This is a genomic window from Bradyrhizobium sp. AZCC 1721, from assembly GCF_036924715.1.
Classification (GTDB): Bacteria; Pseudomonadota; Alphaproteobacteria; order Rhizobiales; family Xanthobacteraceae; genus Bradyrhizobium.
In genome coordinates this window covers 966,717-990,393 of sequence record NZ_JAZHSB010000001.1, presented here as the reverse complement: position 1 = coordinate 990,393, position 23,677 = coordinate 966,717, and the positions used below count along the sequence as shown (strand labels likewise).

General features: G+C 63.1%; 21 protein-coding genes. 15 read left to right on the top strand and 6 right to left on the bottom strand.

The window, feature by feature from the left end; translation table 11 throughout:
• Positions 1-44: 44 nt before the first annotated feature.
• On the bottom strand, positions 45-947 hold the full coding sequence (gluQRS, locus tag V1273_RS04795) for a tRNA glutamyl-Q(34) synthetase GluQRS (RefSeq protein WP_334366507.1): 903 nt from the start codon (positions 945-947) through the stop codon (positions 45-47).
• Positions 948-1,132: 185 nt separating this feature from the next.
• On the opposite strand from gluQRS, the gene V1273_RS04790 reads away from it, so the two are divergent.
• The gene (locus V1273_RS04790) at positions 1,133-1,825 is read left to right on the top strand and encodes a DNA-3-methyladenine glycosylase family protein (protein ID WP_334412171.1); all 693 of its coding nucleotides are present in this window, start codon (positions 1,133-1,135) and stop codon (positions 1,823-1,825) included.
• Here the strand turns inward: V1273_RS04790 and V1273_RS04785 are convergent.
• Positions 1,782-2,669, bottom strand: coding sequence for a LysR family transcriptional regulator (locus V1273_RS04785; protein WP_334408884.1), 888 nt, complete (start codon positions 2,667-2,669; stop codon positions 1,782-1,784). The two genes, V1273_RS04790 and V1273_RS04785, sit on opposite strands and share 44 nt — an antisense overlap.
• A gap of 209 nt (positions 2,670-2,878) precedes the next feature.
• Here V1273_RS04785 and V1273_RS04780 point away from each other — a divergent pair, with 209 nt between their 5' ends.
• From V1273_RS04780 to V1273_RS04760, 5 genes are all read left to right on the top strand, one after another.
• Positions 2,879-3,853 (top strand): NAD(P)H-dependent flavin oxidoreductase, encoded by a 975-nt coding sequence (locus V1273_RS04780; RefSeq protein ID WP_334408883.1) that lies wholly within the window; start codon positions 2,879-2,881, stop codon positions 3,851-3,853.
• Between the two features lie 54 nt (positions 3,854-3,907).
• Positions 3,908-5,095, top strand: coding sequence for an ABC transporter substrate-binding protein (locus V1273_RS04775; RefSeq protein ID WP_334408882.1), 1,188 nt, complete (start codon positions 3,908-3,910; stop codon positions 5,093-5,095).
• A 33-nt stretch (positions 5,096-5,128) separates the two neighbouring features.
• A complete protein-coding gene (locus V1273_RS04770) occupies positions 5,129-6,661 on the top strand; it encodes an acyl-CoA synthetase (RefSeq protein ID WP_334408881.1) in 1,533 nt (510 codons plus the stop codon).
• Positions 6,662-6,880: 219 nt separating this feature from the next.
• Positions 6,881-7,978 carry a DUF2855 family protein gene (locus V1273_RS04765; protein ID WP_334408880.1) on the top strand — a complete coding sequence of 366 codons (1,098 nt, stop codon included), beginning with the start codon at positions 6,881-6,883 and terminating at the stop codon, positions 7,976-7,978.
• Between the two features lie 96 nt (positions 7,979-8,074).
• The gene (locus V1273_RS04760; RefSeq protein ID WP_334408878.1) at positions 8,075-9,841 is read left to right on the top strand and encodes a flavin-containing monooxygenase; all 1,767 of its coding nucleotides are present in this window, start codon (positions 8,075-8,077) and stop codon (positions 9,839-9,841) included.
• Here V1273_RS04760 and V1273_RS04755 read toward each other — a convergent pair.
• Positions 9,801-10,790 (bottom strand): DUF2380 domain-containing protein, encoded by a 990-nt coding sequence (locus V1273_RS04755; protein WP_334408876.1) that lies wholly within the window; start codon positions 10,788-10,790, stop codon positions 9,801-9,803. The genes V1273_RS04760 and V1273_RS04755 overlap by 41 nt on opposite strands.
• Positions 10,791-11,002: 212 nt before the next feature.
• On the opposite strand from V1273_RS04755, the gene V1273_RS04750 reads away from it, so the two are divergent.
• The 3 genes from V1273_RS04750 to V1273_RS04740 all read left to right on the top strand — a co-directional run bounded on the left by V1273_RS04750 (position 11,003) and on the right by V1273_RS04740 (position 14,208).
• Positions 11,003-12,361 carry a sensor histidine kinase gene (locus tag V1273_RS04750; RefSeq protein ID WP_334408875.1) on the top strand — a complete coding sequence of 453 codons (1,359 nt, stop codon included), beginning with the start codon at positions 11,003-11,005 and terminating at the stop codon, positions 12,359-12,361.
• A 2-nt stretch (positions 12,362-12,363) separates the two neighbouring features.
• Complete coding sequence (locus tag V1273_RS04745) at positions 12,364-13,044, top strand: response regulator transcription factor (protein WP_334366498.1); 681 nt, start codon at positions 12,364-12,366, stop codon at positions 13,042-13,044.
• Positions 13,045-13,239: 195 nt separating this feature from the next.
• On the top strand, positions 13,240-14,208 hold the full coding sequence (locus tag V1273_RS04740) for a peptidyl-alpha-hydroxyglycine alpha-amidating lyase family protein (protein ID WP_334408873.1): 969 nt from the start codon (positions 13,240-13,242) through the stop codon (positions 14,206-14,208).
• Between the two features lie 347 nt (positions 14,209-14,555).
• Here the strand turns inward: V1273_RS04740 and V1273_RS04735 are convergent, their stop codons facing one another.
• Complete coding sequence (locus V1273_RS04735) at positions 14,556-15,485, bottom strand: LysR family transcriptional regulator (protein WP_334366496.1); 930 nt, start codon at positions 15,483-15,485, stop codon at positions 14,556-14,558.
• 199 nt (positions 15,486-15,684) lie between these two features.
• Here V1273_RS04735 and V1273_RS04730 point away from each other — a divergent pair, with 199 nt between their 5' ends.
• Entirely contained in the window at positions 15,685-16,110 is a 426-nt protein-coding gene (locus V1273_RS04730; RefSeq protein ID WP_334366495.1) for a YybH family protein, read from the top strand.
• A 244-nt stretch (positions 16,111-16,354) separates the two neighbouring features.
• A complete protein-coding gene (locus V1273_RS04725; RefSeq protein WP_057842830.1) occupies positions 16,355-16,912 on the top strand; it encodes an HNH endonuclease in 558 nt (185 codons plus the stop codon).
• Positions 16,913-17,065: 153 nt separating this feature from the next.
• Here the strand turns inward: V1273_RS04725 and groL are convergent, their stop codons facing one another.
• Positions 17,066-18,712 carry a chaperonin GroEL gene (gene groL / locus V1273_RS04720; RefSeq protein ID WP_334383796.1) on the bottom strand — a complete coding sequence of 549 codons (1,647 nt, stop codon included), beginning with the start codon at positions 18,710-18,712 and terminating at the stop codon, positions 17,066-17,068.
• A gap of 53 nt (positions 18,713-18,765) precedes the next feature.
• Positions 18,766-19,080, bottom strand: a complete 315-nt coding sequence (gene groES / locus V1273_RS04715; RefSeq protein ID WP_334366493.1) for a co-chaperone GroES — start codon at positions 19,078-19,080, stop codon at positions 18,766-18,768.
• Positions 19,081-19,375: 295 nt separating this feature from the next.
• Between groES and V1273_RS04710 the strand changes: the two genes are divergently transcribed.
• From V1273_RS04710 to V1273_RS04695, 4 genes are all read left to right on the top strand, one after another.
• Positions 19,376-20,302 carry a division plane positioning ATPase MipZ gene (locus V1273_RS04710; RefSeq protein ID WP_334369144.1) on the top strand — a complete coding sequence of 309 codons (927 nt, stop codon included), beginning with the start codon at positions 19,376-19,378 and terminating at the stop codon, positions 20,300-20,302.
• A gap of 117 nt (positions 20,303-20,419) precedes the next feature.
• Positions 20,420-20,737, top strand: a complete 318-nt coding sequence (locus tag V1273_RS04705; RefSeq protein ID WP_334408871.1) for a hypothetical protein — start codon at positions 20,420-20,422, stop codon at positions 20,735-20,737.
• A 248-nt stretch (positions 20,738-20,985) separates the two neighbouring features.
• Positions 20,986-22,503, top strand: a complete 1,518-nt coding sequence (locus tag V1273_RS04700) for an AMP-binding protein (protein WP_334366491.1) — start codon at positions 20,986-20,988, stop codon at positions 22,501-22,503.
• Positions 22,504-22,663: 160 nt separating this feature from the next.
• On the top strand, positions 22,664-23,635 hold the full coding sequence (locus V1273_RS04695; protein ID WP_334366490.1) for a S1C family serine protease: 972 nt from the start codon (positions 22,664-22,666) through the stop codon (positions 23,633-23,635).
• Positions 23,636-23,677: the final 42 nt, after the last annotated feature.

Below are 23,677 nucleotides of genomic sequence, written 5' to 3'. Positions count from 1 at the left end.
GACCAGCATGACACGCGATGGCGGCTGGTGTCACGGAGACGTTTTCAACAACCGGCAGTAGTACTACAGGAATCGTTGGACAAGCCGACGAGACTGCGAATACCCGCAGGGGTGACACCTTGCCCTCGCAATTCGCGCAAGGCCGTGGCTTGCGTCGATTTCGACAGCTTGAGTCCCGACGCATCCTCGATGAGGCGGTGATGCCGATACACCGGTTGCGGGATACCGAGCAACTGTTGCAACAGCAGGTGGACGCTCGTCGACCAGAACAGGTCCCTGCCCCTTACCACGTCGGTCACGCCCTGCAGGGCGTCGTCGATCACGACCGAGAGATGATAGCTGGTCGGCGTCTCCTTGCGCGCCAGGATGACGTCGCCCCACGCTTCAGGGCGCGCGGCGACGACGCCGGTCTCGCCACCGGGCCCTGCACCCTCCTCCTGCCAGGCCAGTTCCTTCGTGCACGCGAGCGCCGCCTGCATGTCGAGCCGCAGCGCGTAAGGCGCGCCTTGCGCGATCAACTCTTGGCGCCGGTCCGGCGGCAGCGATTTCGCGACGCCCGGATAGAGCGGCGCGCCGTCGGGATCGCGCGGCCAGGGCGCCCCGGCCTCGCGTTGCGCGATCAGACGGCCGATTTCCGCGCGGCTCTCGAAGCTCGGATAGATCAGGCCTAAGCCTGCCAATTTTTCAACCGCTTCGCGATAGCGCGCAAAATGTTCCGATTGCCGCCGCACCGGCGTTTCCCAGGAAATCCCGAGCCAGGCGAGGTCTTCATAGATCGCCGCCTCGAATTCCGGCCGGCAACGCGTCGCATCGATATCCTCGATCCGCAGCAGAAACCGCCCACCGCGCTCGCGCGCGAGGTCAAAATTCAGGAGCGCCGAATAGGCGTGGCCGAGATGGAGGTAGCCGTTCGGGCTGGGGGCAAATCGGAAAACGGGTGGCGGCATCAGTTATCAACACTGTCATTGCCGGGCTTGCTCCGGCAATCCATCGTTCAAGAACCTTTTACGATATATGATGGATGCGCGGGTCCCGGCTACGCCAATGCTTCGCCGGGCGCACCAGCGTCAGGCCGGCGAAGCTTAGCGAAGCCGGCAAGCCCGCGCATGACAGTGAGTTGACAGCATTCGAAATGACCATCCACCTCAACAGCCAGTCCGATCTCGAAGACGCCGTCCATGTGTTGGTCAAACAAGACCCAAGGCTCAAGCCGATTTTTGATCTCACAGGCATGCCGGCGCTGCGGCAGCGCGCGCCAGGGTTCGCGGGGTTAGCTGCAATCGTCTGCGGCCAGCAATTGTCTATCGCCAGCGCCGGAGCGATCTGGGCGCGGCTGACGGCGGCGTTTGATCCGTTCGATCACGAGGTGATCCGCAAGACCCGCGCCGACCGCCTCGGCCGGCTCGGGCTTTCGGCCGCCAAGATCAAGACGCTGAAGAACATCGCGCGCGAACTGGCTGCCGAGCGGCTCAATCTCGAAGTGCTGGCGGAAGAGGATGCGGATGCCGCCCACCACACGCTGACCGCCCTGCCCGGCATCGGCCCGTGGACGGCCGACATCTATCTGTTGTTCTGCCTTGGCCACGGCGACGCCTGGCCGGCCGGCGATCTCGCGGTGCAGGAGGCGGTCAAAATCGGACTCGGCCTGAAAACGCGTCCGACCGCCAAGCAGATGGCGCCGCTGGCCGAACCGTGGCGTCCCCTGCGCGGCGCGGCGGCGCATCTGTGGTGGAGCTATTATCGCGTGCTGAAGAAACGGGAAGGCGTGCTTCCCGACAAACTCATCCCCGCAACCTCACCCGATCCTCCCGCGCGGAAACCGTGACGAAATCGATCACGGCGCGCACGGCGGGCAGGTCGACGAGATCGGGATGGGCGAGCAGCCAGAGATCGGCCACGCTGACGAGTTTTTGCGGGGCGACGCGGACGAGTTCCGGATAGGCGGTGGCGACGAAACAGGACAGCGTCGAAATTCCAAGACCGGCGCGTGCGGCGGCGAGCATGTCGCCTTGCGAGGAGCAGCGCATCACCATTGAACCCTGCCGCGTGATCGCGTCGCTCCAGCGCGCCAGCCGCTCGTTCGACAACCGGTCGGCGAAGCCGATGACGCTGTGGCCCTTCCATTCGTCGCGCCGCTCAGGCAGGCGCCGCCGTGCGGCATAATCGCGCGAGGCGTAAAAGCCGGTGCCGAGCCGGCCGATCTTGCGGCCGATCAAATTCTCCTCGCCGCTGTCGACGGGGCGCAGCACGACGTCGGCCTCGCGGCGGCGGACGCTCGCCGGATACGGATGGGTGATAATCTCGAGCTGAATATGGTCGTGCTGGCGCAGGAACGGCCCGAGCCGCGGCATCAGCCAGTGTGAGGCGAGCGTGGCGCCGATCGACAGCTTGACCACGCCGCGCGCCTGCGCACCGGTCGCCGATACCGCGGCTTCGGCGCGCAACGCCGCCGCGGCCATCGCATCGACATGCTCGCGAAATTTCTGCCCGTGCGAAGTCAGCGACAGACCTTCGTTGGACCGGGCGAACAGGGGAATGCCGAGCTGACCTTCGAGTTCGGCGATCTTGCGCCCAACCGTCGGATGACTGGAGCGCAAGCGGCGCGCGGCCGCCGCGAAGCTGCCGGTCTCGGCCACCGCGACGAAGGTCTTGCACAGGTCCCAGTCCATCGGTGCTCCCCGCGGTTTAGATCGGCCTGTTCATAGCTGGATAAACATCTGTTCAATATTGAACGGACGGCGGCTGCCGTCCAGCCTTATAGTGGCGGCAACAACAGCGCCCGGCCGGCGGCTCCGCCCGCGGTACGGCGCCCTCAATCAACATCATCGACGCAGTCCGGATTTTAAGTCCCGGCTTTGCGTTGCAAGGGAGAGACCGAATGCCGTTGCCCGCTTCGCTTGCCAATTCGCTCGAACTGCCGGTGGTCGGCTCCCCCTTGTTCATCGTCTCCGGGCCCGAGCTCGTCATCGCCCAGTGCAAGGCCGGCATCGTCGGCTCGTTTCCGGCGCTGAACGCGCGACCGGTCGAAAAGCTCGACGAATGGCTGAGCCGAATCGAGAACGAGCTGGGCGAGTACAAGGCGCTGCATCCGGAGAAGAAGGTCGCGCCCTACGCGGTCAACCAGATCTGCCATTCGTCCAACGACCGGCTGATGAAGGACATGGAGGCCTGCGTGAAGCACCAGGTCCCGATCATCATCACCTCGCTGCGCCCGCCGATCGAAATCGTCGAGGCCGCGCATTCCTATGGCGGCGTCGTGTTCCACGACGTGATCAACGTCAAGCATGCGCGGAAGGCGGCCGAGCACGGCGTCGACGGCCTGATCCTGGTCTGCGCCGGCGCCGGCGGCCATGCCGGCACGCTGTCGCCGTTCGCGCTGCTGCGCGAAGTGAAGCAGTGGTTCAAGGGCACCGTGCTGCTGTCGGGTGCGATCTCGGATGGCTGGGGTATCGCGTCCGCGCTCGCGCTTGGCGCCGACATGGCCTACATGGGCACGCGCTTCATCGCGACGCGGGAGGCCAATGCCGATCCGGCCTACAAGGCCGCGCTGATCGACCACGCCGCCCATGACATCGTCTATTCCAACCTGTTCACCGGCGTGCACGGCAATTATCTCGGCCCGTCGATCGTGGCCGCGGGGCTCGATCCCGCCAATCTGCCGCAAAGCGACAAGTCGAAGATGAATTTCGGCTCCGGCGGCAACACCAAGGCCAAGGCGTGGCGCGACATCTGGGGCTCCGGCCAGGGCATCGGCCAGATTGCGGATGCGCCGCCGGTCGCCGAACTGGTGGAGCGCCTCAGGTGCGAATTCGCCGACGCAAGCAGTGACTTTCTCAGCCGAGCGCGCGCCTAAGACGCGCCGGTTTCAACAGCCAATCAAATAAAACAAAACAGAGGGACGGAAACAATGAGGGTGTCGCGACCTTTAGTGACGATCGCATTCGCGGTGTTGGCAACTACTGCCGCTCTCGCCGAGGGCGACAAAGACGAGATCCGCATCGGCCAGACGCTGCCCTACAGCGGCCCGGCATCCGGCTTCGGCATCATCGGCCGGGCGCAGGAGGCCTATTTCGAGAAGATCAATGCCGAAGGCGGCATCAACGGCCGCAAGATCAAGTTCATCAGCCTCGACGACGCCTACTCGCCGCCCAAGACGGTCGAGCAGACCCGAAAACTCGTCGAACAGGAGGAAGTGCTGCTGATGTTCGGTTCGCTCGGGACCGCCACCAACAACGCGGTGCATCGCTACCTCAACGGCAAGAAGGTGCCGCAACTCTTCGTGCTCAGCGGCGCGACCAAATGGGCCGATCCGAAGAATTTCCGCTGGACCATGCCGGGAATGGCGGCCTACCAGTCCGAAGGCGTCGTCTATGCCAAGCATATCCTGCGGACCAAGCCTGACGCCAAAATCGCCATCCTTTCGCAAAACGACGATTTCGGCCGTGATTACGTCGCCGGCTTCAAGCGCGGCCTGGGAGACAAGGCCGCGACCATGATCGTGTCGGAAGCAACTTACGAAACCAGCGCGCCGACCATCAGCTCGCAACTTGCGACGCTGAAGGCCTCCGGCGCCAACGTGATGTTCGGCGTCGTGCTCGGCAAATTCACCTCGCAGATGATCAAGGGCGTGGCCGAGATCAACTGGAAGCCTGAGCTGTTGTTCGTGCCGACCTCAGCCTCATCGATCTCGTTCCTGGAACCGGCTGGCCTGGAGAACGCCGTCGGCCTGATCTCATCCAGCAACGTGAAGGACACGCTGGACGCGCAATGGGCCAATGACCCCGGCGTGAAGGAATATTTCGCCTTCATGAAGCAGCATCTGCCGAATGCGGATTTGACCAATTCGAACTACGCCGCCGGCTATCATTATGCCAACCTCATGGTGAAAGTTCTGATGGCCTGCAAGGGCGATCTCAGCCGCGAGAACATCATTAAACAGGCGGCGTCGCTGCGCGAGGTGCCGTTGCCGCTGTTGCTGCCGGGCATCACGGTATCGACCGATGCCGACGACTATCTGCCGTTCCAGCAATTGAGGCTGCGTCGCTTCGACGGCAAAAGCTGGATCGGCTTCGACGAAATTCTGGATGATGGCTAGGGCTGAGGGCTTCGGCCGGCCGGGGAGGATAATTTGACATCGATCATCAGCGGCGAACGCCAGATCAGCTACCCTGACATCCACGCCCGCATCACGCGGGCGGCGGCGGGCTTCAAGGCGCTCGGCGTCAGCGGCGGCGTGCCCGTTGGCATGATGCTGCGCAACGATTTTGCGTTCTTCGAAGTCTCCAGCGCCGCCGCGGCGCTGGGCAGCCCAGTGGTGCCGATCAACTGGCATTTGAAGGCCGAGGAAGTCGCCTACATCCTCGCCGACAGCGGCGCCAAAATCCTGGTCTGCCATGCTGACCTGCTGCCGCAGATCAGCGATGGCCTGCCCGCCGACGTGCGGCTCCTGGTGGTGGCTACGCCGCCGGAAATCGCGGCCGCCTTCAACGTCGCGCCCGCACTGACGCAAGTCCCCGACGGTATGACCGACTGGGACCGTTGGCGCGACACGCATGCGCCCTCGCAGGAATCGCCGATCGGCAGCGCGCCGATGTTCTATACCTCGGGCACCACCGGGCTGCCGAAGGGCGTGCGCCGCAAGCCGATGACGCCGGAACAGGCTGCGGCTTCGGCGCGGGTCGGCGGCATCGCCTATGGCGTCAAACCGAACGAAGAGCAGGTCATCCTGATGAACGGGCCGATGTACCATTCGGCGCCGAACTCTTACGGCATGCTGGCATTCCGCAGCGGCTGCACAATCGTGCTCGAACCGCGCTTCGATCCCGAGGACATGCTGCAACTGATCGAGCGTCATCGTGTTACCCACATGCACATGGTGCCGACGATGTTCGTGCGCCTGCTGCGGCTGCCGGACGACGTCAAGCGCCGCTACGATCTGTCGTCGCTACGCTTCGTCGTGCATGGGGCGGCGCCCTGCCCGCCGCAGGTCAAGTGCGCCATGATCGGTTGGTGGGGACCGGTCATCAACGAATATTTCGGCTCGACCGAGACCGGCATCCCGGTGTGGCATTCGGCCGAAGAGGCGCTGGCAAAGCCCGGCACCGTCGGCCGCGCCATCGAAGGCGGTGTCGTGAAAATTTTCCGCCCCGACGGCCAGCCGTGTGGCGTTGGCGAGCCCGGCGAAATCTTCATGCGGCAAATGTCCGTGCCGGATTTCGACTATCACGGCAAGGCCGAGGCCCGCGCCGAGGCCGGCCGCGACGGCCTCGTCAGCGTCGGCGACGTCGGCTATCTCGACGCAGACGGCTATTTGTTCCTGTGCGACCGCAAGCGCGATATGGTGATCTCGGGCGGCGTCAACATCTATCCCGCCGAGATCGAGAACGCGCTGATCGGCATGGACGGCGTGCGCGACTGCGCGGTGTTCGGCGTTCCCGACGACGAATTCGGCGAGCGGCTTTTTGCGTGCATCGAGCCGGAAGCGGATGCGGCGCTGTCCCCGGCCGCCGTGCAGGAATTTTTGCGCGGACGTCTCGCCAATTTCAAGGTGCCCAAAGACATCCAGTTCATGGACGCCATGCCGCGCGAAGCCACCGGCAAGATTTTTAAGCGCAAGCTGCGCGATCTATATGCCGAGGGTAAGCTGCGGGCGATTGGGTGAGGGCTAACCCTCCGCTCCCTCCACGTCATTGCGAGCGAAGCGAAGCAATCCATCTATCCCCGCGGGGATAGATGGATTGCTTCGTCGCTCCGCTCCTCGCAATGACGAGGATAGCCTTCCTGCAACCAAATCCGAACAGCGTTTTAAACATAATTGCTGTTGCAAAACGGTCATTAGACGGCGCAAAGATCGCTGCCAGGTGAAGCAGGGATCGAAACAATGCCATCCACCGACTTCGTCGTCGCCCGCAACGATCTGCAGCAATGCAAGACCATCGAGACGCAACTGCCCGACGCGGCCGCGCTGCCTGACGAGACGCTACTGGTAAAGGTGACGCGCTTCGCCCTCACCGCCAACAACATCACTTATGCCGTGCTGGGCGATCATCTAAAATATTGGCAGTTGTTTCCGGCGCCCGAAGGTTTCGGCAACGTTCCGGTATGGGGATTTGGCGAGGTGATCGCCTCGAAGCATCCCGGCATTGCCGCAGGCGAAATACTGTTCGGCTACTTCCCGATGTCGACGCATCTCGTCATCGAGGCTGCCGACGTCTCCAAGCGAGCCTTACGCGATGCCGCCGCGCACCGGCAGGGCGTGGCGCCGGTCTATAATGCCTATGCGCGCGTCAGCGGCGATCCCTCCTTCGCAGGCAGGCAGGGCGACTATCAGGCGCTGCTGCGCCCCTTGTTCATGCTCTCGTTCCTGGTTGATGACTTTCTCGCCGAGAACGAGTTTTATGGCGCAAAAGGCGTAGTGCTGTCGTCGGCTTCCAGCAAGACCGCCTACGGGCTCGCGCACCTCCTGCATGCGAGAGACAACGGCATCAAGACGATCGGCTTGACCTCGCCGGGCAACACGACCTTCGTCAAATCGCTCGGCTGTTACGACGAGGTCGTGACCTATGAGGACGTAAGCTCGCTGCCGACGAACTCTGCGGTCGCCTATGTCGACATGGCCGGCAATACTCCATTACGTGCAACGCTGCACCAGCACTTCGGCGACCAAATGAAATACAGCGGAATCGTTGGGCTGACGCATCGCAAGTCGTCGCCCGCGGATTCGGCACAGGCACTACCCGGCGCCAAGCCGCAATTCTTCTTCGTGCCGGACTACATCCGCAAGCGCGCCAAGGAGTGGGGACCGGGCGGCGTCGACATCCGGTTCGGCGCCGCATGGTCTGGCTTCGTCCCGAACCTGGAACGTTGGATGAAGGTGACCGAGAACCATGGGCCCGCGGCGGTTCAACGCGCCTATCTCGACACCCTCAACGGCCGCGTGCCGCCGGATCAGGGGCTGATCCTGTCGCTCTCGGAATAGGCGGCATCTCCTTGCGCCCTTCCTGCGCCGTCCGGAATAGGTATAGGCTCGCCCACAGGAAAACGCCGCGAAGACGGCCGGTGATGGGAAACGCCCATGCTCGACAGAACGGACGACAGTTCGGTTGCCGCCGACACTTGGCTTGCGCAATTCGAGGAAGCGCTCGGGAAACCCGATGACGCTCTGTTGAAAACGTTGTTCCATCCCGACAGCTATTGGCGCGACGTGCTGGCACTGAGCTGGAACATCCAGACCCTGAACGGCAGAGACACCATCCTGAAGGCGCTGCCGCCGCTGGCCCGTGGCGCTGAGCCCTGCGGCTTCGCGATCGCCCCCGGTCGCGCTGCACCGCGCAAGGTGATGCGCGCCGGCACCAGCGCAATCGAGGCGATCTTCAAGTTCGAAACCAGGGTCGGGCGCGGCAACGGCATCATCCGCCTGATATCAGATGCGGACGATGGCAACCGGTTGAAGGCCTGGACACTGCTGACCGAGCTTGGCGAGTTGAAAGGCCTTGAGGAACAGCTCGGCGTGAATCGCCCGCGCGGCAACGCCTATTCGCGGGACTTTCGCGGGCCGAACTGGCTCGACCTGCGCAAGGCCTCAGCCGGATATTCGGATCATGATCCCACCGTGCTGGTCATCGGAGGCGGGCAATCCGGGCTGTCCATCGCCGCGCGGCTGAAGCAGTTGAATGTCGATACGCTGATCGTCGATCGCGAAAAGCGCATCGGCGACAATTGGCGCAAGCGCTATCATGCGCTGACGCTGCACAACCAGGTGCAGGTCAATCATCTTCCCTACATGCCCTTCCCGCCGAACTGGCCGACCTATATTCCGAAGGACAAGCTGGCCAACTGGTTCGAAGCCTATGTCGAGGCCATGGAGCTGAATTTTTGGACCGAGACCGAGTTCGAGGGCGGCAGCTACGACGAGACGGAAGGTCGCTGGACGGTGACGCTGCGCTGCGCCGACGGAGCTAAGCGCAGCATGCATCCACACCATGTCGTGCTGGCGACCGGCGTCAGCGGCATTCCGAGCGTGCCTGACATTCCGGGATTGAAGGATTTCGCCGGCAAGGTGATGCATTCCAGCCAGTATGACGACGGTGAGAATTGGAGGGGCAAGCGCGCCATCGTGATCGGCACCGGCAACAGCGGCCACGACATCGCGCAGGACCTGCATTCCAGCGGCGTAAAAGTCACGCTGTTCCAGCGCTCCTCCACGCTGGTCGTCAGCATCGAGCCGTCGGCGCAACTGGTCTACGCGCCTTACAACGAAGGCACGCTAGAGGATAACGACCTGATCGTGACCTCGATGCCGCTCAAACTGGCACGCAAGAGCCATGCGATCACCGCGGAGAAATCCAAGGCGCTCGACACGGAATTGCTCGAAGGGCTGGAACGCGTCGGCTTCAAGCTCGATTTCGGCGAGGACAATACCGGCTGGCAGTTCAAATATCTCACCCGCGGCGGCGGCTATTATTTCAACGTCGGCTGCTCCGACCTGATCATCAAGGGCGACATCGCGCTGAAGCAATTTGCCGATCTCGCCACATTCACGGCCGCAGGCGCGAAAATGAAGAAGGGCGAGACCATCGCCGCCGATCTCGTGGTGCTGGCGACTGGCTACAAGCGCCAGGAAGAGCTGGTGCGAAAACTGTTCGGCGAGGCGGTGGAAAAGCGCGTCGGCACGATCTGGGGATTTGGCGAGGAGCAGGAACTGCGCAACATGTACAGGCGGACCGGTCAGCCCGGCCTGTGGTTCATCGCCGGCGGCCTCGCGCAATGCCGCATCGGCTCAAAACATCTGGCGCTGCAGATCAAGGCGATCGAGGAAGGGCTGTTGCCGCGAGGCGCGTGAGTTCCGCCTCGCGATCGCTGATTTGCCTGATGATGAAGGCTGCCGCGCGACGCCAGGCTTCGTCGTTGTCGCCGCGAAAGCTGACGAGGCGTTCGAATACCACCTTCCGCGCCTTCACGTCGATGATGTCGAATTTCGCCCATTGCACGAGCGTGCTCATCTTTTGAACGCTGCCGATCAGGAGAAGGTCGGCGCCGGCCGCCTGCGCCTTGCCGAGCAACTGAGCGACGGTGAGGTCGCCGACCGAACAGGCGTTTGCCGGACAATCGAGATCGGCGCTTCGCAGCTTTCCGCTCGCCGCCAGATCGGTACGTAGCGAGGCTTCGAAGGTGCGCCGGCGCCGCAAATGGTCGGCGCTTTGATCGATCACCTCGCCCGAGGTGTCGATATATTCGATTTCGGCGACTGCGAAGATGAGCGGCTTGTCCTGCGCCCGATCCAGCAGACGGTTCTGGATCAGCCACCGCGCCCCACGGCTCCAGGCCACATTGGCGCCCATGCGCAAATCCGTCTGCTCGACCGCGACGATCGCCCCGGATCTGGCGTCGCGTATCTTGAAGGTGACCGCGTATTCCGTTCGGGTGATTCGCGTGACGATCCCGATCATCGACTGATCTGCACCGAGGCCGGCGGCGATCCTGGCTTCGCAGCCCTCGCAATTCCGCAACCTGCCTGCGTTCGCCGCTGGGTCGTTCGCCGCGCTGACATCGACGATTTTGTAGCGCCCGGACGCCGCGATCAGCCGACGGGCCTCCTCCGTCGAAAGCCGCAATTGCTCGCGGTCGACGTCATCAGGAGGGACGTAGGCGGCCCCGGCACTGAAATCCTCCAGTTCGAAGGGAAAGACTGCAATTTTGATCGGAGGCGGCGCGGGTGTTTCAGCGGCCTCAGCCGTCGCGAGCGTGGTCAGCAAAATGGCCGGAGCGAGGATGGTGGCGATGGAGCGCATGGATCACCTCGGAACTGCTAACGCGGAGCTGCCTTACCCGCCCGCGATTTCGCCCGATCTGCTGCCCCGCCGAAACGGCAGCTTTCCCTGCATCGGCCGGGTGAAATACCCGATCTTGGCTTGCCCCGCTTTCTTCCCGGGGAAATTTGCTTCTATAGTCTAAGCCTATGGGAGGGAGCTTGCGACAGGCATCCAACTCCGTGGCGAGGCCTATGCCCGCCATCGATCTGAAGCTGCGGCTGGCGTTACGCGTCGCGGCGCTTGCGGCAGCTTGCTTCATCGCCGTCGCGGCCTACGCCTTGTTCGACAGCGACCGTGCCGCGAAGGCCAAAGCGAGCCGAATCGCCGAGATCGTTGCCCGGGATCTCTCGTTGCAGCAATCGCAGGCGCAATGGCTCTCCGTCTCCATCAACGCAACGCCGGATCTGCAGGGAATCGCGGCGCTGATGGAGCCGGGCCTTTGCATTGCCTACCGCGACAATGCCGGCGCGTTTCGGCAAGGGGTCTGCAGCGGAGCGCCCGCAGACGAAATGGCCGCGCCCGAAAGCTTCGCCTCCCTCTATCGCGCCGTCTTTCGTCCGGGTGAACCGGTCTCGATGCCGGTCCTCGTTGCCGGCAGCGCTCGGGGCATGGCGGTCGCAACCGTCGACCCCGCCACGCAGATCGGCCAGAGTTGGCGCGAGGTGAGCCGGCTGCTCTCCATCATGGCGTTCGCGCTGGCCGGGCTTTGTGTCGCGGTCTATGCCGCGCTGGCGCGGGCGCTGCGGCCTACCCAGGCCATTGCCACGGGACTGCGGCAACTGGCGGCGAACGATCTTTCCGCGCGCCTGCCGCGTTTCGACCTTGCGGAATTGTCGGCAATTTCCGGCGTTTTCAACACCCTTGCACAGCGGCTGCAGGCAACGCTTGCCGAACGCAACGCCTTGACGCGAAAACTGATCGAAGTGCAGGACGACGAGCGGCGCCATCTTGCGCGCGAGCTGCACGATGAATTCGGCCAATCGCTTTCCGCCATCTCGGCGCAGGCTGCCGCCGCCGCTCACACCGCGGAGCGCCAATGCCCGCCACTGTACGAGGAATGCCGGGGCATCTCGCGTACTACGGCGCATATGATGGAAACCTTGCGCGGCGCGCTGGTGCGTCTGCGGCCGCCCGACGTCGAGGAACTCGGCCTCACCCTCAGCCTCGAAAGCCTAGTCGCGAGCTGGAATGGCTTTGAGAAGGGCCGCACCCGATTCGAGATTGCCGTCAGTGGCAAGGCCGACGATTTGCCGCCCGGTGTCAGCGCCAGTCTTTATCGCATCGCGCAAGAAGCGATCACCAACGCAGCAAAGCATGCACAGGCTAGGTGCGTGCAATTGCGTCTCGAGGCCGGAGACGCCGAGATCGTCCTGACCGTCGAGGACGACGGCGAAGCGGCCAGCCCCAACCTGAAGCCGAAAGCCGGCATGGGACTTCTCGGCATGCAAGAGCGCGTGGTTTCGCTCGGAGGGTCCTTGCAATTCGAGCGGCAAGAGGCGGGCGGTGCCCGACTTGTCGCGCGCATTCCCACGATGCGGGTGGAGTCTTAGAGATGGCAGCCTTAGATTTGGCGGACACCGCAGGCCGCACGCGCGTGATGCTGGTGGACGACCATGCCATCGTGCGCGAGGGCTATCGCTCGCTGCTGCAGAAGCAGGATCGCCTGCAAGTCGTCGCTGAAGCCGACAATGGGGCCGACGCCTATCGCGTCTACAAGGAAGCCAGGCCCGACCTCGTCATCATGGACCTGTCGATGCCGGGAATTGGCGGGGTCGAGGCTATCAGGCGCATCCGGCAATGGGACAAGTCGGCGCGCATCCTGGTCTTCACGATGCACCAGAGCGCGGCCTATGCGGTCCAGGCGATCAAGGCGGGCGCACGTGGCTTTGTCACAAAAAGCAATCCGCCCGACGCGCTGCTGCGCGCGATCGCCGAGGTCATGGCCGGACGCATCGCGCTCAGCCCCGACATCGACCACGAACTCGCCATCAACCGGCTCGCCGACGAGCCTTCGGCAGTCGACGCACTGAGCCCACGCGAATTCGAAATCCTGCGCATGCTGCTGGCGGAGAAGTCCGTGGATGAGATCGCAAACACGCTGCATATCAGCGTGAAGACCGCGGCCAACACGCGCTATCAGATCCGCGCCAAGCTCGGCGTCGCCTCCGACATCGAATTGGTGCGCCTGGCGCTTCGCCAGCGGATCATCGCGGCGGAGGATATGGGAAGCTAGAGCGTTTTCCAGCGAAGTGGACACCGGTTCGCGTCAAGAAAACGCGTCAAAACAAGAATCTGGAGCCCGGTTCTGATTCGATCAGAACCGGGCTCTAGTCTGGAAGAAACGTGCCATGCGCAAATCCCCCTCGTGCTTCGGGCAGGTCTCTGCAACACTCCCGGCCAACAAAAATATCGGATTGGGGAGAAGCGCATGTCGGCCATTCTCGGCTCGGGCGAGCACCGTTACCGCGTCGTCGAAAACTGGGCGAAACTGCCCGATGGCTGGAGTCTGACCGACGTCGCCTCGGTCGCCGTCGACAGCAAGGACCGCATCTACGTCTTCAACCGCGGCGCCCATCCGATGGTGGTGCTGGACCGCGAGGGGAATTTCATCAAGAGCTGGGGCGAAGGCCTGTTCAACCGCGCGCATGGCCTGCACATCGACGCCGACGACAATCTCTATTGCACTGACGACGGCGACCACACCGTGCGCAAGTGCTCCCCCGACGGCAAGGTGCTGCTGACCATCGGCATCCCGAACAAGCCCGCGCCGTTCATGAGCGGCGAGCCGTTTCATCGCTGCACGCATACGGCGCTGTCGCCGCAGGGCGAGATCTACGTCTCCGATGGCTACGGCAATGCCTGCGTCCACAAATATTCGCCTGACGGCACGCTCCTGAAGACCTGGGGCGAGCCCGGCACCGATCCCGGCCAGTTCAACATCGTTCACAACATCGCCACCGACGCCGACGGCTGGGTCTATGTCGCGGACCGCGAGAACCACCGCGTGCAGGTGTTCGACGGTAACGGCAAATACGAGACGCAGTGGAACTATCTGCACCGGCCGTGCGCACTGTGCTGCTGCGGCGGCAAGCAGCCGAATTTCATCGTCGGCGAGCTCGGCCCCGGCATGGCCGTCAACCGCAAGGTACCGAATCTCGGTCCACGGCTTTCGATCGTGGATTCGAAAGGCAGGCGCATTGCTCGGCTCGGCGGCGAAAACGGCCCGGGGCTGGAGGCCGGCAAATTTCTCGCCCCGCACGGCATCGCACTGGATTCCAAGGGCGACATCTATATCGGCGAGGTCGGCGTCACCGACTGGAAGACCAGCTTTCCGGACACACCGATGCCGCCGGAGGTCGGGGTGACGCGCTGCCTGCAGAAGCTGGAGAAGATCTAGACCATGATGAGATTAGGTCGGATTGCAGCCGCGACGGGATTGCACCCCCTCTCCCGCTTGCGGGGGAGGCGTAGGCGGCCTACGGCCGCCGTCCTTGGTTTAAGAACGCCGATGCGTAGCATCGGCTATGGGTGGGGGTGCCTCCACAATTGACACTCCCCATGTGGAGAGAGTCCCCACCCGGCGCTCCGGCATAGCCGAGGCTTTGCCTCGGCGTCTCAGAGGACGGCCACTGAAGGTGGCCTACGCCTCCCCCGCAAGCGGGAGAGGTGAAGCAAGTCCGCGGCCAAATCGATCTAACCAAGAGTCATCAGGCTATGGACGGGCGCGAACCGCAACGTGCGTCGCTACTGGCGATCGGCGGCGCGGGACCGGCCTCGCCCGTCAAACAGGCTGTGCTCACGCGCGAGGCCTTCTCCAACGATATCGAAGAAGGCACGCACGCGCGCCGTCTTCTTCAGATCAGCATGTGTCACGATCCACAATTCGCCAACCAGATCCGGCACCGCATTCGGCAGCGCGCGGGCGAGATCGCGATCGTCGTCACCGAGATAGCAAGGAAGCAGCGCGAGACCGATGCCGGCCTTCGCGGCGATGAACTGATTGACGAGGCTGTTGGTCCGGTAGACGAAGGCATCATCTGGCATCATTCGATTGAGCCAGTCGGCCGCCATGATGCCAACTGCGGTTTCTTCCCATCCGATCAGGGCGTGACGGCCGAGGTCTTCGGGGGATGAAACGGCCCCGCCTCTTTCCTTGAGATAGCCGGTTGCGCCGTAAACGGTCCACGCGACGTCGGCGAGTTTGCGACCCCAGAGATCGCCTTCCTTCGGCCGCATCGGACGAAGCGCGATATCAGCCTCGCGGCGCGAGAGATTGAGGACGCGGTTGTCGACCACGAGCTCGACGACGATGCCGGGATGGGTTCGCCGGAACGCGGCAAGATGGCTGGTCAGCTTTCGATACGCCAGCGTTTCCGAGGAGGTTACGCGCAGGCGGCCGGAGGGACGGTGATCCCGCCCCGCAATGTCGCGGTCGATGGCGAGCGCCTCATCTTCCATCCGCTCGGCCGCTGCCGCCATCCGCTCGCCGGCCGGCGTCGCTTGATACGCTCCGCCGGGAAGACGCTCGAACAGACGCACGCCGAGCCGCGTTTCCAGAGCATTCAAGCGCCGAAACGCGGTCGAGTGATCGATCTCAAGCGCCTTGGCGGCGCCGGTAAGGCTGCTTGCCCGATGCACCGCCAACACGAGTTGGGGCTCGTTCCAGTCCTCCATGGCGCAGACGTAAGCGCCGCTTGCAGTTTCGCAAGTGACGCTGGCGTACCTCCAACGTGCTTTCCGCCGCGCCAAACGTTACCTACCGCAACGGGAAGCGAGATGAGGAACTTCAGGTGACACCGATCCGGCCTTGCACCGGAGCGTGAGGCCACGGCCTCCTCGCATCGACAACCTTCAACACATGGGAGTCCAAGAAATGGGTGCTCCGTCCCCCGAACTTTGCAATCTCTGGCTGGCACGCGCGTTCAATGCGCAGGACGTTGACGCCGCGGCAGCGATGTACCACCCCGACGCCTCGATCGTTCAGGTCGACGAGGTCCATGGCGGCAGCACCGTCGCGCGCGGCGCCGACGGCATCCGCAAGACGATGGCGGCCTATGTCGGATTGAAGCCGCACATGGACGTCGTGACCCATCACACGACGGTTTCCGGCGACTTCGCGATGACGCGGTCGCAGTGGCTGATCAAGGGCACCGACGAAAACGGCAAGCGCACCGAGGTGCATCACCATGGTATGGAGGTTCACCGCAGGATGCCTGACGGCACATGGGTATTCTTCATGGATCACCCGTTCGGTGCCGATCCGAGCTGGGCGGTCGAAGCTCCGCCGCACACCGAATAGTCGCGCCATACAGCCCACGCCGGAGGCGAATCGCCCGGCCCGGGCCGCCTATCACGATGGATTGACCGCGAATGTCCGGCATTGGCGAGGTCAGGAACCGAGGCTTTTTCCAGGGTCACGGCAGAGAATCACGCGTTCCCGCTGCTGGATAAGCCTTGGAACGCTCTTCACAATCCCGTCACGCTGCCTGTAGTATGCAGGGCACACGCTGCTTCGCAGCTAACATGGGGGTCAGGAGCGTTACTTGAACGCACATGTCTCGCAGGGCGGTTGGCCGGTATTGGTGCTGAACGCGGATTTCCGGCCGCTGAGCTATTACCCGCTGTCTCTCTGGTCGTGGCAGGACGCGATCAAGGCGGTGTTTCTCGATCGCGTCAACATCGTCGAGCACTACGACCGCGCGGTGCACAGCCCGAGCTTCGAGATCCAGCTTCCCAGCGTGGTGTCGCTCAAATCCTTCGTCAAGCCGACCACGCATCCCGCCTTCACCCGCTTCAACGTCTTCCTGCGCGACCGCTTCGTCTGCCAGTACTGCAACGCGCATGACGACCTGACCTTCGATCACATCATTCCGCGCAGCAAGGGCGGCCAGACCACCTGGGAGAACGTCGTCGCAGCCTGTTCGCCATGTAACTTACGCAAGGGCAATCTAACCCCGCAGCAGGCAAAGATGTTTCCGCGGCAACACCCGTTCGCGCCGACCGTGCATCAGTTGCACCGCAACGGGCGATTATTTCCGCCGAACTATCTGCACGATAGCTGGCTGGATTATCTTTACTGGGACACCGAGCTCGATCCGTAGCAGACCGCCGCGGGCTGTTGTTGATGGTCGCCTGATCGGAGGCACGCCGAGCCCCGATCCATAGGCGGAGCGGTTCAGAATTCGTAGAGCGAGATACCCATCGCCGACGAAACGATGATTGGCGCGGTCGAAGACGCGCCAATCACTCCCGAGTTAGATCTGGTAATCCATATCGGCCATGCTCGCACCCGCACCCGGAGTTGTCGGCGGCGACTTCTTCTTCGGAAGTTCAGCAACCATTGCCTCCGTGGTGACGAGTAGGCCAGCTACCGATGCTGCGTCCTCAAGCGCGGTTCGCACCACCTTGGTGGGATCGATAATCCCCTTTGAGATCAGGTTGCCGAACTCGCCGGTCTGGGCATCAAAGCCGAAGGCGTACGTATCCTTATCCAGGATCTGTCCAATCACGAGCGAACCATCCTCGCCCGCGTTGATCGCGATCTGGCGGGTCGGCCACGAAAGCGCTTTCTTGACGATCTCGACGCCATAGCGCTCGTCCTCGTTGGCTGGTTTCAGCCTGTCGAGCGCCTTGCCGGCGCGGAGCAGGGGAACGCCGCCGCCGGGCAAAATGCCTTCCTCGACTGCCGCGCGGGTCGCATGCAGCGCGTCGTCGACGCGGTCCTTGCGCTCCTTTACCTCCACCTCGGTCGCCCCACCGACACGGATCACCGCGACACCGCCCGCGAGCTTGGCAAGCCGCTCCTGGAGTTTCTCACGATCGTAGTCGGAGGTGGTCTCCTCGATCTCGGCCTTGATCTGGGTAATGCGAGCTTCAATGTCGGCCTTCTTGCCGCCGCCGTTAACGATCGTGGTATTTTCCTTATCGATCCTCACATGCTTGGCGTGGCCGAGCATTTTGATGGTCACGCTCTCCAGCTTGATACCGAGATCCTCGGAAATCATGGTGCCGCCGGTAAGGATCGCGATATCCTGGAGCATCGCCTTGCGACGATCGCCGAAGCCGGGCGCTTTCACCGCCGCGACTTTCAATCCGCCACGCAGCCTGTTTACGACGAGGGTGGCGAGCGCCTCGCCCTCGACGTCCTCGGCAATGATGAGCAGCGGCTTGCCTGACTGCACGATGGATTCGAGCAGCGGCAGCATTGGCTGCAGTCCCGACAGCTTCTTTTCGTGGATTAGAATGTAGGGGTCTTCGAGCTCGACCCGCATCTTTTCGGCGTTGGTGATGAAGTAGGGCGAGATGTAGCCGCGGTCGAACTGCATGCCCTCCACCACTTCAAGCTCGGTCTGCAGCGACTTCGCCTCCTCGACTGTTATTACACCGTCGTTACCGACCTTCTTCATGGCGTCGGCGAGGAAGCGGCCGATCTCGGCGTCGCCGTTGGCCGAAATGGTTGCAACCTGCGCGATCTCATCGTTCGATGTGATCTTTTTCGAGTTCTTCTCGATATCGCCTATCAGGGCATCGATAGCGCGGTCGATACCCCGCTTGAGGTCCATCGGATTCACGCCTGCGGCGACAGCCTTCGCTCCCTCCTTCACGATCGCCTGGGCAAGCACGGTGGCCGTGGTGGTGCCGTCGCCAACCCGATCGGACGTCTTGGACGCCACCTCGCGCACCATCTGGGCGCCCATGTTCTCGAACTTGTCTTCGAGCTCGATCTCCTTGGCGACGGTGACACCGTCCTTGGTGATGCGCGGCGCGCCGAACGACTTTTCGAGAACGACGTTTCGGCCTTTCGGGCCGAGCGTTACTTTCACCGCATTGGCAAGAATGTCGACGCCGCGCAGCATCTTCTCGCGGGCATCGACCGAAAATTTGACTTCCTTGGCAGCCATGGTCTTGCTCCTAAGATACTGTTCATCGGTTACCCATTACATCGGGCGGGCTTTCAAGCGGCCTTGCGACTGGCGCCGGACTCCACCAGCACGCCCATGATGTCGTTCTCTTTCATGATCAAATACTCGGTGTCGTCGATCTTGACCTCGGTGCCCGACCATTTGCCGAACAGCACGCGATCGCCGACCTGAAGGTCGATCGGAACGAGCTTGCCGGCCTCGTCACGCCCTCCGGGGCCGACCGCCACGACCTCCCCCTGTTGCGGCTTCTCCCTGGCGGTATCGGGGATGATGATGCCTCCGGCAGTCTTTTCCTCGGCCTCAATGCGCTTGACGACTACCCGATCGTGAAGCGGACGGAATTTCATTGCGCTCCTCCTCGGCTGCTTGTGGAGATGACAGGAAATCACAGCCGTCGACAGGCGGAAGTCTGCGACAGGCGGAAGTCTACGGCTGACACATGCGACCTAGGTGGGTCAGAATTGCGCTTCAAGGGACTTGCAAAAAAATGATTGACGACAGCGGGGGTTGCAGGCGTTCCAGGAACAAACGGCTCCACGCGTCTGTTATGTCGTTGCCTGCCGCACAGGACTGCCGCGCCTTTGCAGAGCGCCCGTCCTGAGCAGGCTTGAAAAGCAACCGACGGTTCGTGGAGGCGCAGCCGTGCTTACCGCGCCTACATATCAATTGCGCCCGTCGCCGCATGTGGTCGTGGTCGGAAACGAGAAGGGCGGCTCGGGTAAAACCACAATCGCGATGCATGTTGCCGTTGCGCTGCTGAAGGCCGGCCAGCGCGTCGCAACCATTGACCTCGACGGGCGGCAACGGACCCTCACCCACTACATCGAGAGCCGGCGCGGTTGGGCGCGGCGGAGCCAGGTCGATCTGGAACTGCCGACGCATTTCTGCATCGCACGCGTCGAAGGCCCCATGGTGGCTGAAAACGAGGCCGCCGAATGCTCCGATTTCCAGCGGGCCGTTGCCGCCGCGCAGGATCGCCATGACTTCGTCGTGATCGATACGCCCCCGCATGACAGCTACCTGATGCGGCTCGCCCATTCGATCACGGACACCCTGGTGACGCCGCTGAACGACAGTTTTCTCGACCTCGACGTGCTGGCGACACTCGATCCGGTTACGTTGACGGTCACCGGGGTCGGCCATTACGGCGAGTTGGTGCGCGAGATACGCCGGCATCGCCGGCCGGTTGACGGCGCCCTCATCGATTGGGTGGTCGTGCGCAATCGCATTTCGGCGCAACGATCATCTACCGCCCCGGTTCTTTGCGGCTGCTTGCAGGAACTGGCTCTCAATGCAGGTTTCCGGGCCGCGACTGGCCTTCAGGAGCGGGCGATGTATCGCGATCTTTTTCCCCGCGGGCTCACCGCGCTGGACGAGCTAAGCGAGACTATGCCCGACACCGACGGGGAGGAGACATCTCGTCTCCCCGCGCGCCGCGAGGTTCAGGGCCTGATCGAGGCGTTGAAGCTGCCAATCAACGATCGCGGTCGCCGCCGTGCAGTGCTTCGCGCCGAATGGTTTGCTTCTCACAACAGCCCGCTGGATACCGAGATCCTGGCCGGTCCGTGAGCGGGGGGGCGCGTCATTACGGAGCCTGCGTCCAAAAAACTTCGTGAGCACCGGAACGCCCGTGCGCGGTGTGGGTTCGTTGGAAGCCGTAACAAGCAGCAAAGGAGATTGCGGAACATGACAAACAAGTCGCGCATTTGCTCGATGGCCGGCATGGCGATCGCCGGCTCGTTGGCCCTTGGCATCACCAGTGCATCCGCGCAGGCAATCTATGTCGATAGATACGTCGACCCCTATCCCGTGGCAGTGGCTCCCCGCAGCGTCTACGTCGCACCGGCGCCGGTTGTCGCGGCACCGCCGATTGTGCGGCCACGCACCGTCGTGGTCAGCCGTCGGGCCTATGTGCCGAACCCTGCGTTTGGCGCGCCGGTGCCTGTCGACTACGGACCCTACGGCTACACCACGGAAGTCGGTTATGGCATTTCCGACTGGTGAGCCCATCGCGTAGAAGCCCGACGCCTGCGTTGGAAGGGCCCCGCCGAGGCGGGGCCTTTTCTTTTCGCGCCGCGCGCCGATCCGTCGAATTCCTTGAGGAGCGGTTGGGCAGGACTAGGCGGCGCGCGCAATCTTGGAACGCAAGCGGCGCCTTCACTCAACCGTCCAATTCTGTCACGATAGTTTTTTGAGGCGCCCGCCTCGTCACAACCACAAGAGCGACATCAACGCTCCAACGGAAACGTCCCATGCTCATTCCTATCGCCGACGTGCCTCGCTGGTATGCCGAACGAAAGCCGAAGGATACGATCGCGGTTAGTCACGGCGCCGATGCCATCACTTGGGAGCAGCTCGAACGCAACGCCAACCGCCGCGCCCGCGCCTTCGCCGCCAAGGGCGTCAAGCCCGGCGATTTCGTCGCGATCGGACTTCCCAACAGCAACGTGTTTTTCGAAACTACGTTTGCGGTTTGGAAGTGCGGCGCGACACCGACATCGCTGACTTGGCGGCTGCCGCGCGGCGAGGCCGCAGCCGTGCTCGATATCCTCAAGCCATCGCTGGTGGTCGGCGGCCAGGCGGACTGGAATGCGCCGAATTCGCTGCCCGCCGATTTCGTCCCCGAAGGTTTTTCGGACGAGCCGGTAACCAATCCGGTAGCACGCTACTGGAAGGCGATGACCAGTGGCGGCTCGACCGGGCGGCCCAAGGTGATCCTCGATCACCGGCCCGCCGTGGTCGATACCGCCGGACCGGCGGCGCTTGGCATGCCACTCGGCGCTTCCGTGCTCAACCCTGGCCCGCTCTACCACAACGCGCCCTTCATCGTTTCGCACACCGCGCTGTTCAACGGCGGACGCGTCACCGGCCTCGTCAAATTCGACGCCGAGGAATGCTTGCGCCTGATCGAGGCCAGCCGGGTACAGTGGGTCAATTTCGTGCCCACCATGATGCACCGAATCTGGGCGCTGCCCGAGGAGGTGCGCAACTGCTACGACTTGTCGAGCCTGCAGATCGTGTTTCACATGGCCGCGCCGATGCCGCCATGGCTGAAGGAAAAATGGATCGAGTGGCTGGGCCCCGAGCGCATCTACGAACTCTATGGCGGCACCGAAGCACAGGGCGCCACGATCATATCGGGCGTTGAATGGCTCGAACACCACGGCTCGGTCGGCAAGATCGGCGATACCTGTCGCTTAAGGATCATCGGCGAGGACGGCAACGATGTAGCGCCGGGCGAGACCGGCGAGATTTATTTCCTGCCCAATGACGGCCCGGGCTCCACCTATCACTATCTCGGAGCCGAGCCGAAGCGCCGGCCTGACGGCTGGGAATCGCTCGGCGACATCGGCCGGCTCGACGCAGAAGGTTATCTCTATCTCGGCGACCGGCTCGCCGACATGATCCTGCGCGGCGGCGCCAACATCTATCCGGCCGAAGTCGAGGCTGCGGTATCGGCGCATCCCGATGTGCGCTCCTGCGTCGTGGTCGGCCTGCCCGATCCCGAGTTCGGGCAGCGCGTGCACGCTATCCTCGAACTCGACCGGGGCGCAGACGCGAAGGCGATCGCCGACGGCATGGCTGCGTTCCTGGCCGACCGGCTCAGCCGCTACAAGCACCCGGAAAGTTTCGAGGCCGTTGATGTCGGCCTGCGCGACGATTCCGGCAAGGTCCGCCGCACATTGCTGCGCGACGAACGCGTCGGCTGGTTGAAGGAGAACCGCGATTTCCGGATTGTGCCGGCCCGCGCGCGGGCAAATGTGGAATGATCCTTAACTGGCCCTGGAACAATTGTGAATCTGCCCGCCTTATAAGTCGCATACCGGCCCATTTGGGGGACACTTTCAAGACGGCCGTTTGCAGCATAGACTGTGATGAATTTCCCGCGCTTTCGTCCGAAACGCGCTCCGGTTCGCCAGGAGACCATCCATGCCTTCTTTGACCGAATGGAGAGTGCCGCCCGCAAACCAGCCGCGCCCGGGCGATTACGCCTTCGACCTCGACAAAGCCCTGTCGTCGGTGGTCGGGCTACATTCGATCATTCCACCCGATGCGTTCAGCGCCGAGACGCTCGGCACCGAACGCGCCGGCAATGGCGTCGTGATCGATGACGGGCTGGTGCTGACGATCGGCTACCTCATCACCGAGGCGGAGGCCGTCTGGCTGCACCGTAGCGACGGCCGCGTGGTGGAAGGCCACGCGCTCGGCTTCGATTTCGAGTCCGGCTTCGGCCTGGTGCAAGCGCTCGGCGACCTTGACCTCGATCCGCTGCCGTTCGGTTCTTCGGCCACTGCTGCGATCGGCGACCGCGTCGTGGTCGGCGGCGCGGGCGGGCGCACGCGCTCGGTCGCCAGCCAGATCGCGGCAAAACAGGAATTCGCGGGCTATTGGGAATATCTGCTGGATGAGGCGATCTTCACCCATCCCGCGCATCCCAATTGGGGCGGCACCGGGCTGATCTCGAGCCGCGGCGAACTGATCGGCATTGGCTCGCTGCAGCTTGAACGCGAGCGCGACGGCAAGGCCGAGCACGTCAACATGATCGTGCCGATCGATCTGTTGAAGCCGGTACTCGATGACATCAGAAAATTCGGCCGCGTCAACAAGCCGGCGCGACCGTGGCTCGGCATGTTCACCACCGAAATCGACAACCGCGTCGTGGTGGTCGGCATCGCCGGCAAGGGACCCGCGGCACTCGCCGAACTGAAGACCGGCGACGTCATTCTCGCTGTCAATGGCGACAAGATCACCAGCCAGACCGGCTTCTATCGCAAGCTCTGGTCGCTCGGCAGCGCCGGCGTCGACGTACCGCTCACGGTCTACCACGAGGGCCTCACCTTCGACGTGGTGCTGGCTTCGACCGACCGTGCCACGCTATTGAAGGCGCCAAGACTTCACTAGATGAAGACTTCACTGGATTGAGGCTGCATTGCAATAAGGGAT

Coding starts and splice junctions, on each gene's coding strand:
- V1273_RS04730 (WP_334366495.1), top strand. CDS start 15,685: ATGGGTGCTCCGTCCCCCGAACTTTGCAATCTCTGGCTGGCACGCGCG.
- groL (WP_334383796.1), bottom strand. CDS start 18,712: ATGGCTGCCAAGGAAGTCAAATTTTCGGTCGATGCCCGCGAGAAGATG.
- V1273_RS04775 (WP_334408882.1), top strand. CDS start 3,908: ATGAGGGTGTCGCGACCTTTAGTGACGATCGCATTCGCGGTGTTGGCA.
- V1273_RS04780 (WP_334408883.1), top strand. CDS start 2,879: ATGCCGTTGCCCGCTTCGCTTGCCAATTCGCTCGAACTGCCGGTGGTC.
- V1273_RS04785 (WP_334408884.1), bottom strand. CDS start 2,669: ATGGACTGGGACCTGTGCAAGACCTTCGTCGCGGTGGCCGAGACCGGC.
- V1273_RS04790 (WP_334412171.1), top strand. CDS start 1,133: ATGACCATCCACCTCAACAGCCAGTCCGATCTCGAAGACGCCGTCCAT.
- V1273_RS04705 (WP_334408871.1), top strand. CDS start 20,420: ATGACAAACAAGTCGCGCATTTGCTCGATGGCCGGCATGGCGATCGCC.
- V1273_RS04740 (WP_334408873.1), top strand. CDS start 13,240: ATGTCGGCCATTCTCGGCTCGGGCGAGCACCGTTACCGCGTCGTCGAA.
- V1273_RS04700 (WP_334366491.1), top strand. CDS start 20,986: ATGCTCATTCCTATCGCCGACGTGCCTCGCTGGTATGCCGAACGAAAG.
- V1273_RS04755 (WP_334408876.1), bottom strand. CDS start 10,790: ATGCGCTCCATCGCCACCATCCTCGCTCCGGCCATTTTGCTGACCACG.
- V1273_RS04760 (WP_334408878.1), top strand. CDS start 8,075: ATGCTCGACAGAACGGACGACAGTTCGGTTGCCGCCGACACTTGGCTT.
- V1273_RS04745 (WP_334366498.1), top strand. CDS start 12,364: ATGGCAGCCTTAGATTTGGCGGACACCGCAGGCCGCACGCGCGTGATG.
- V1273_RS04695 (WP_334366490.1), top strand. CDS start 22,664: ATGCCTTCTTTGACCGAATGGAGAGTGCCGCCCGCAAACCAGCCGCGC.
- V1273_RS04750 (WP_334408875.1), top strand. CDS start 11,003: ATGCCCGCCATCGATCTGAAGCTGCGGCTGGCGTTACGCGTCGCGGCG.
- V1273_RS04735 (WP_334366496.1), bottom strand. CDS start 15,485: ATGGAGGACTGGAACGAGCCCCAACTCGTGTTGGCGGTGCATCGGGCA.
- gluQRS (WP_334366507.1), bottom strand. CDS start 947: ATGCCGCCACCCGTTTTCCGATTTGCCCCCAGCCCGAACGGCTACCTC.
- groES (WP_334366493.1), bottom strand. CDS start 19,080: ATGAAATTCCGTCCGCTTCACGATCGGGTAGTCGTCAAGCGCATTGAG.
- V1273_RS04765 (WP_334408880.1), top strand. CDS start 6,881: ATGCCATCCACCGACTTCGTCGTCGCCCGCAACGATCTGCAGCAATGC.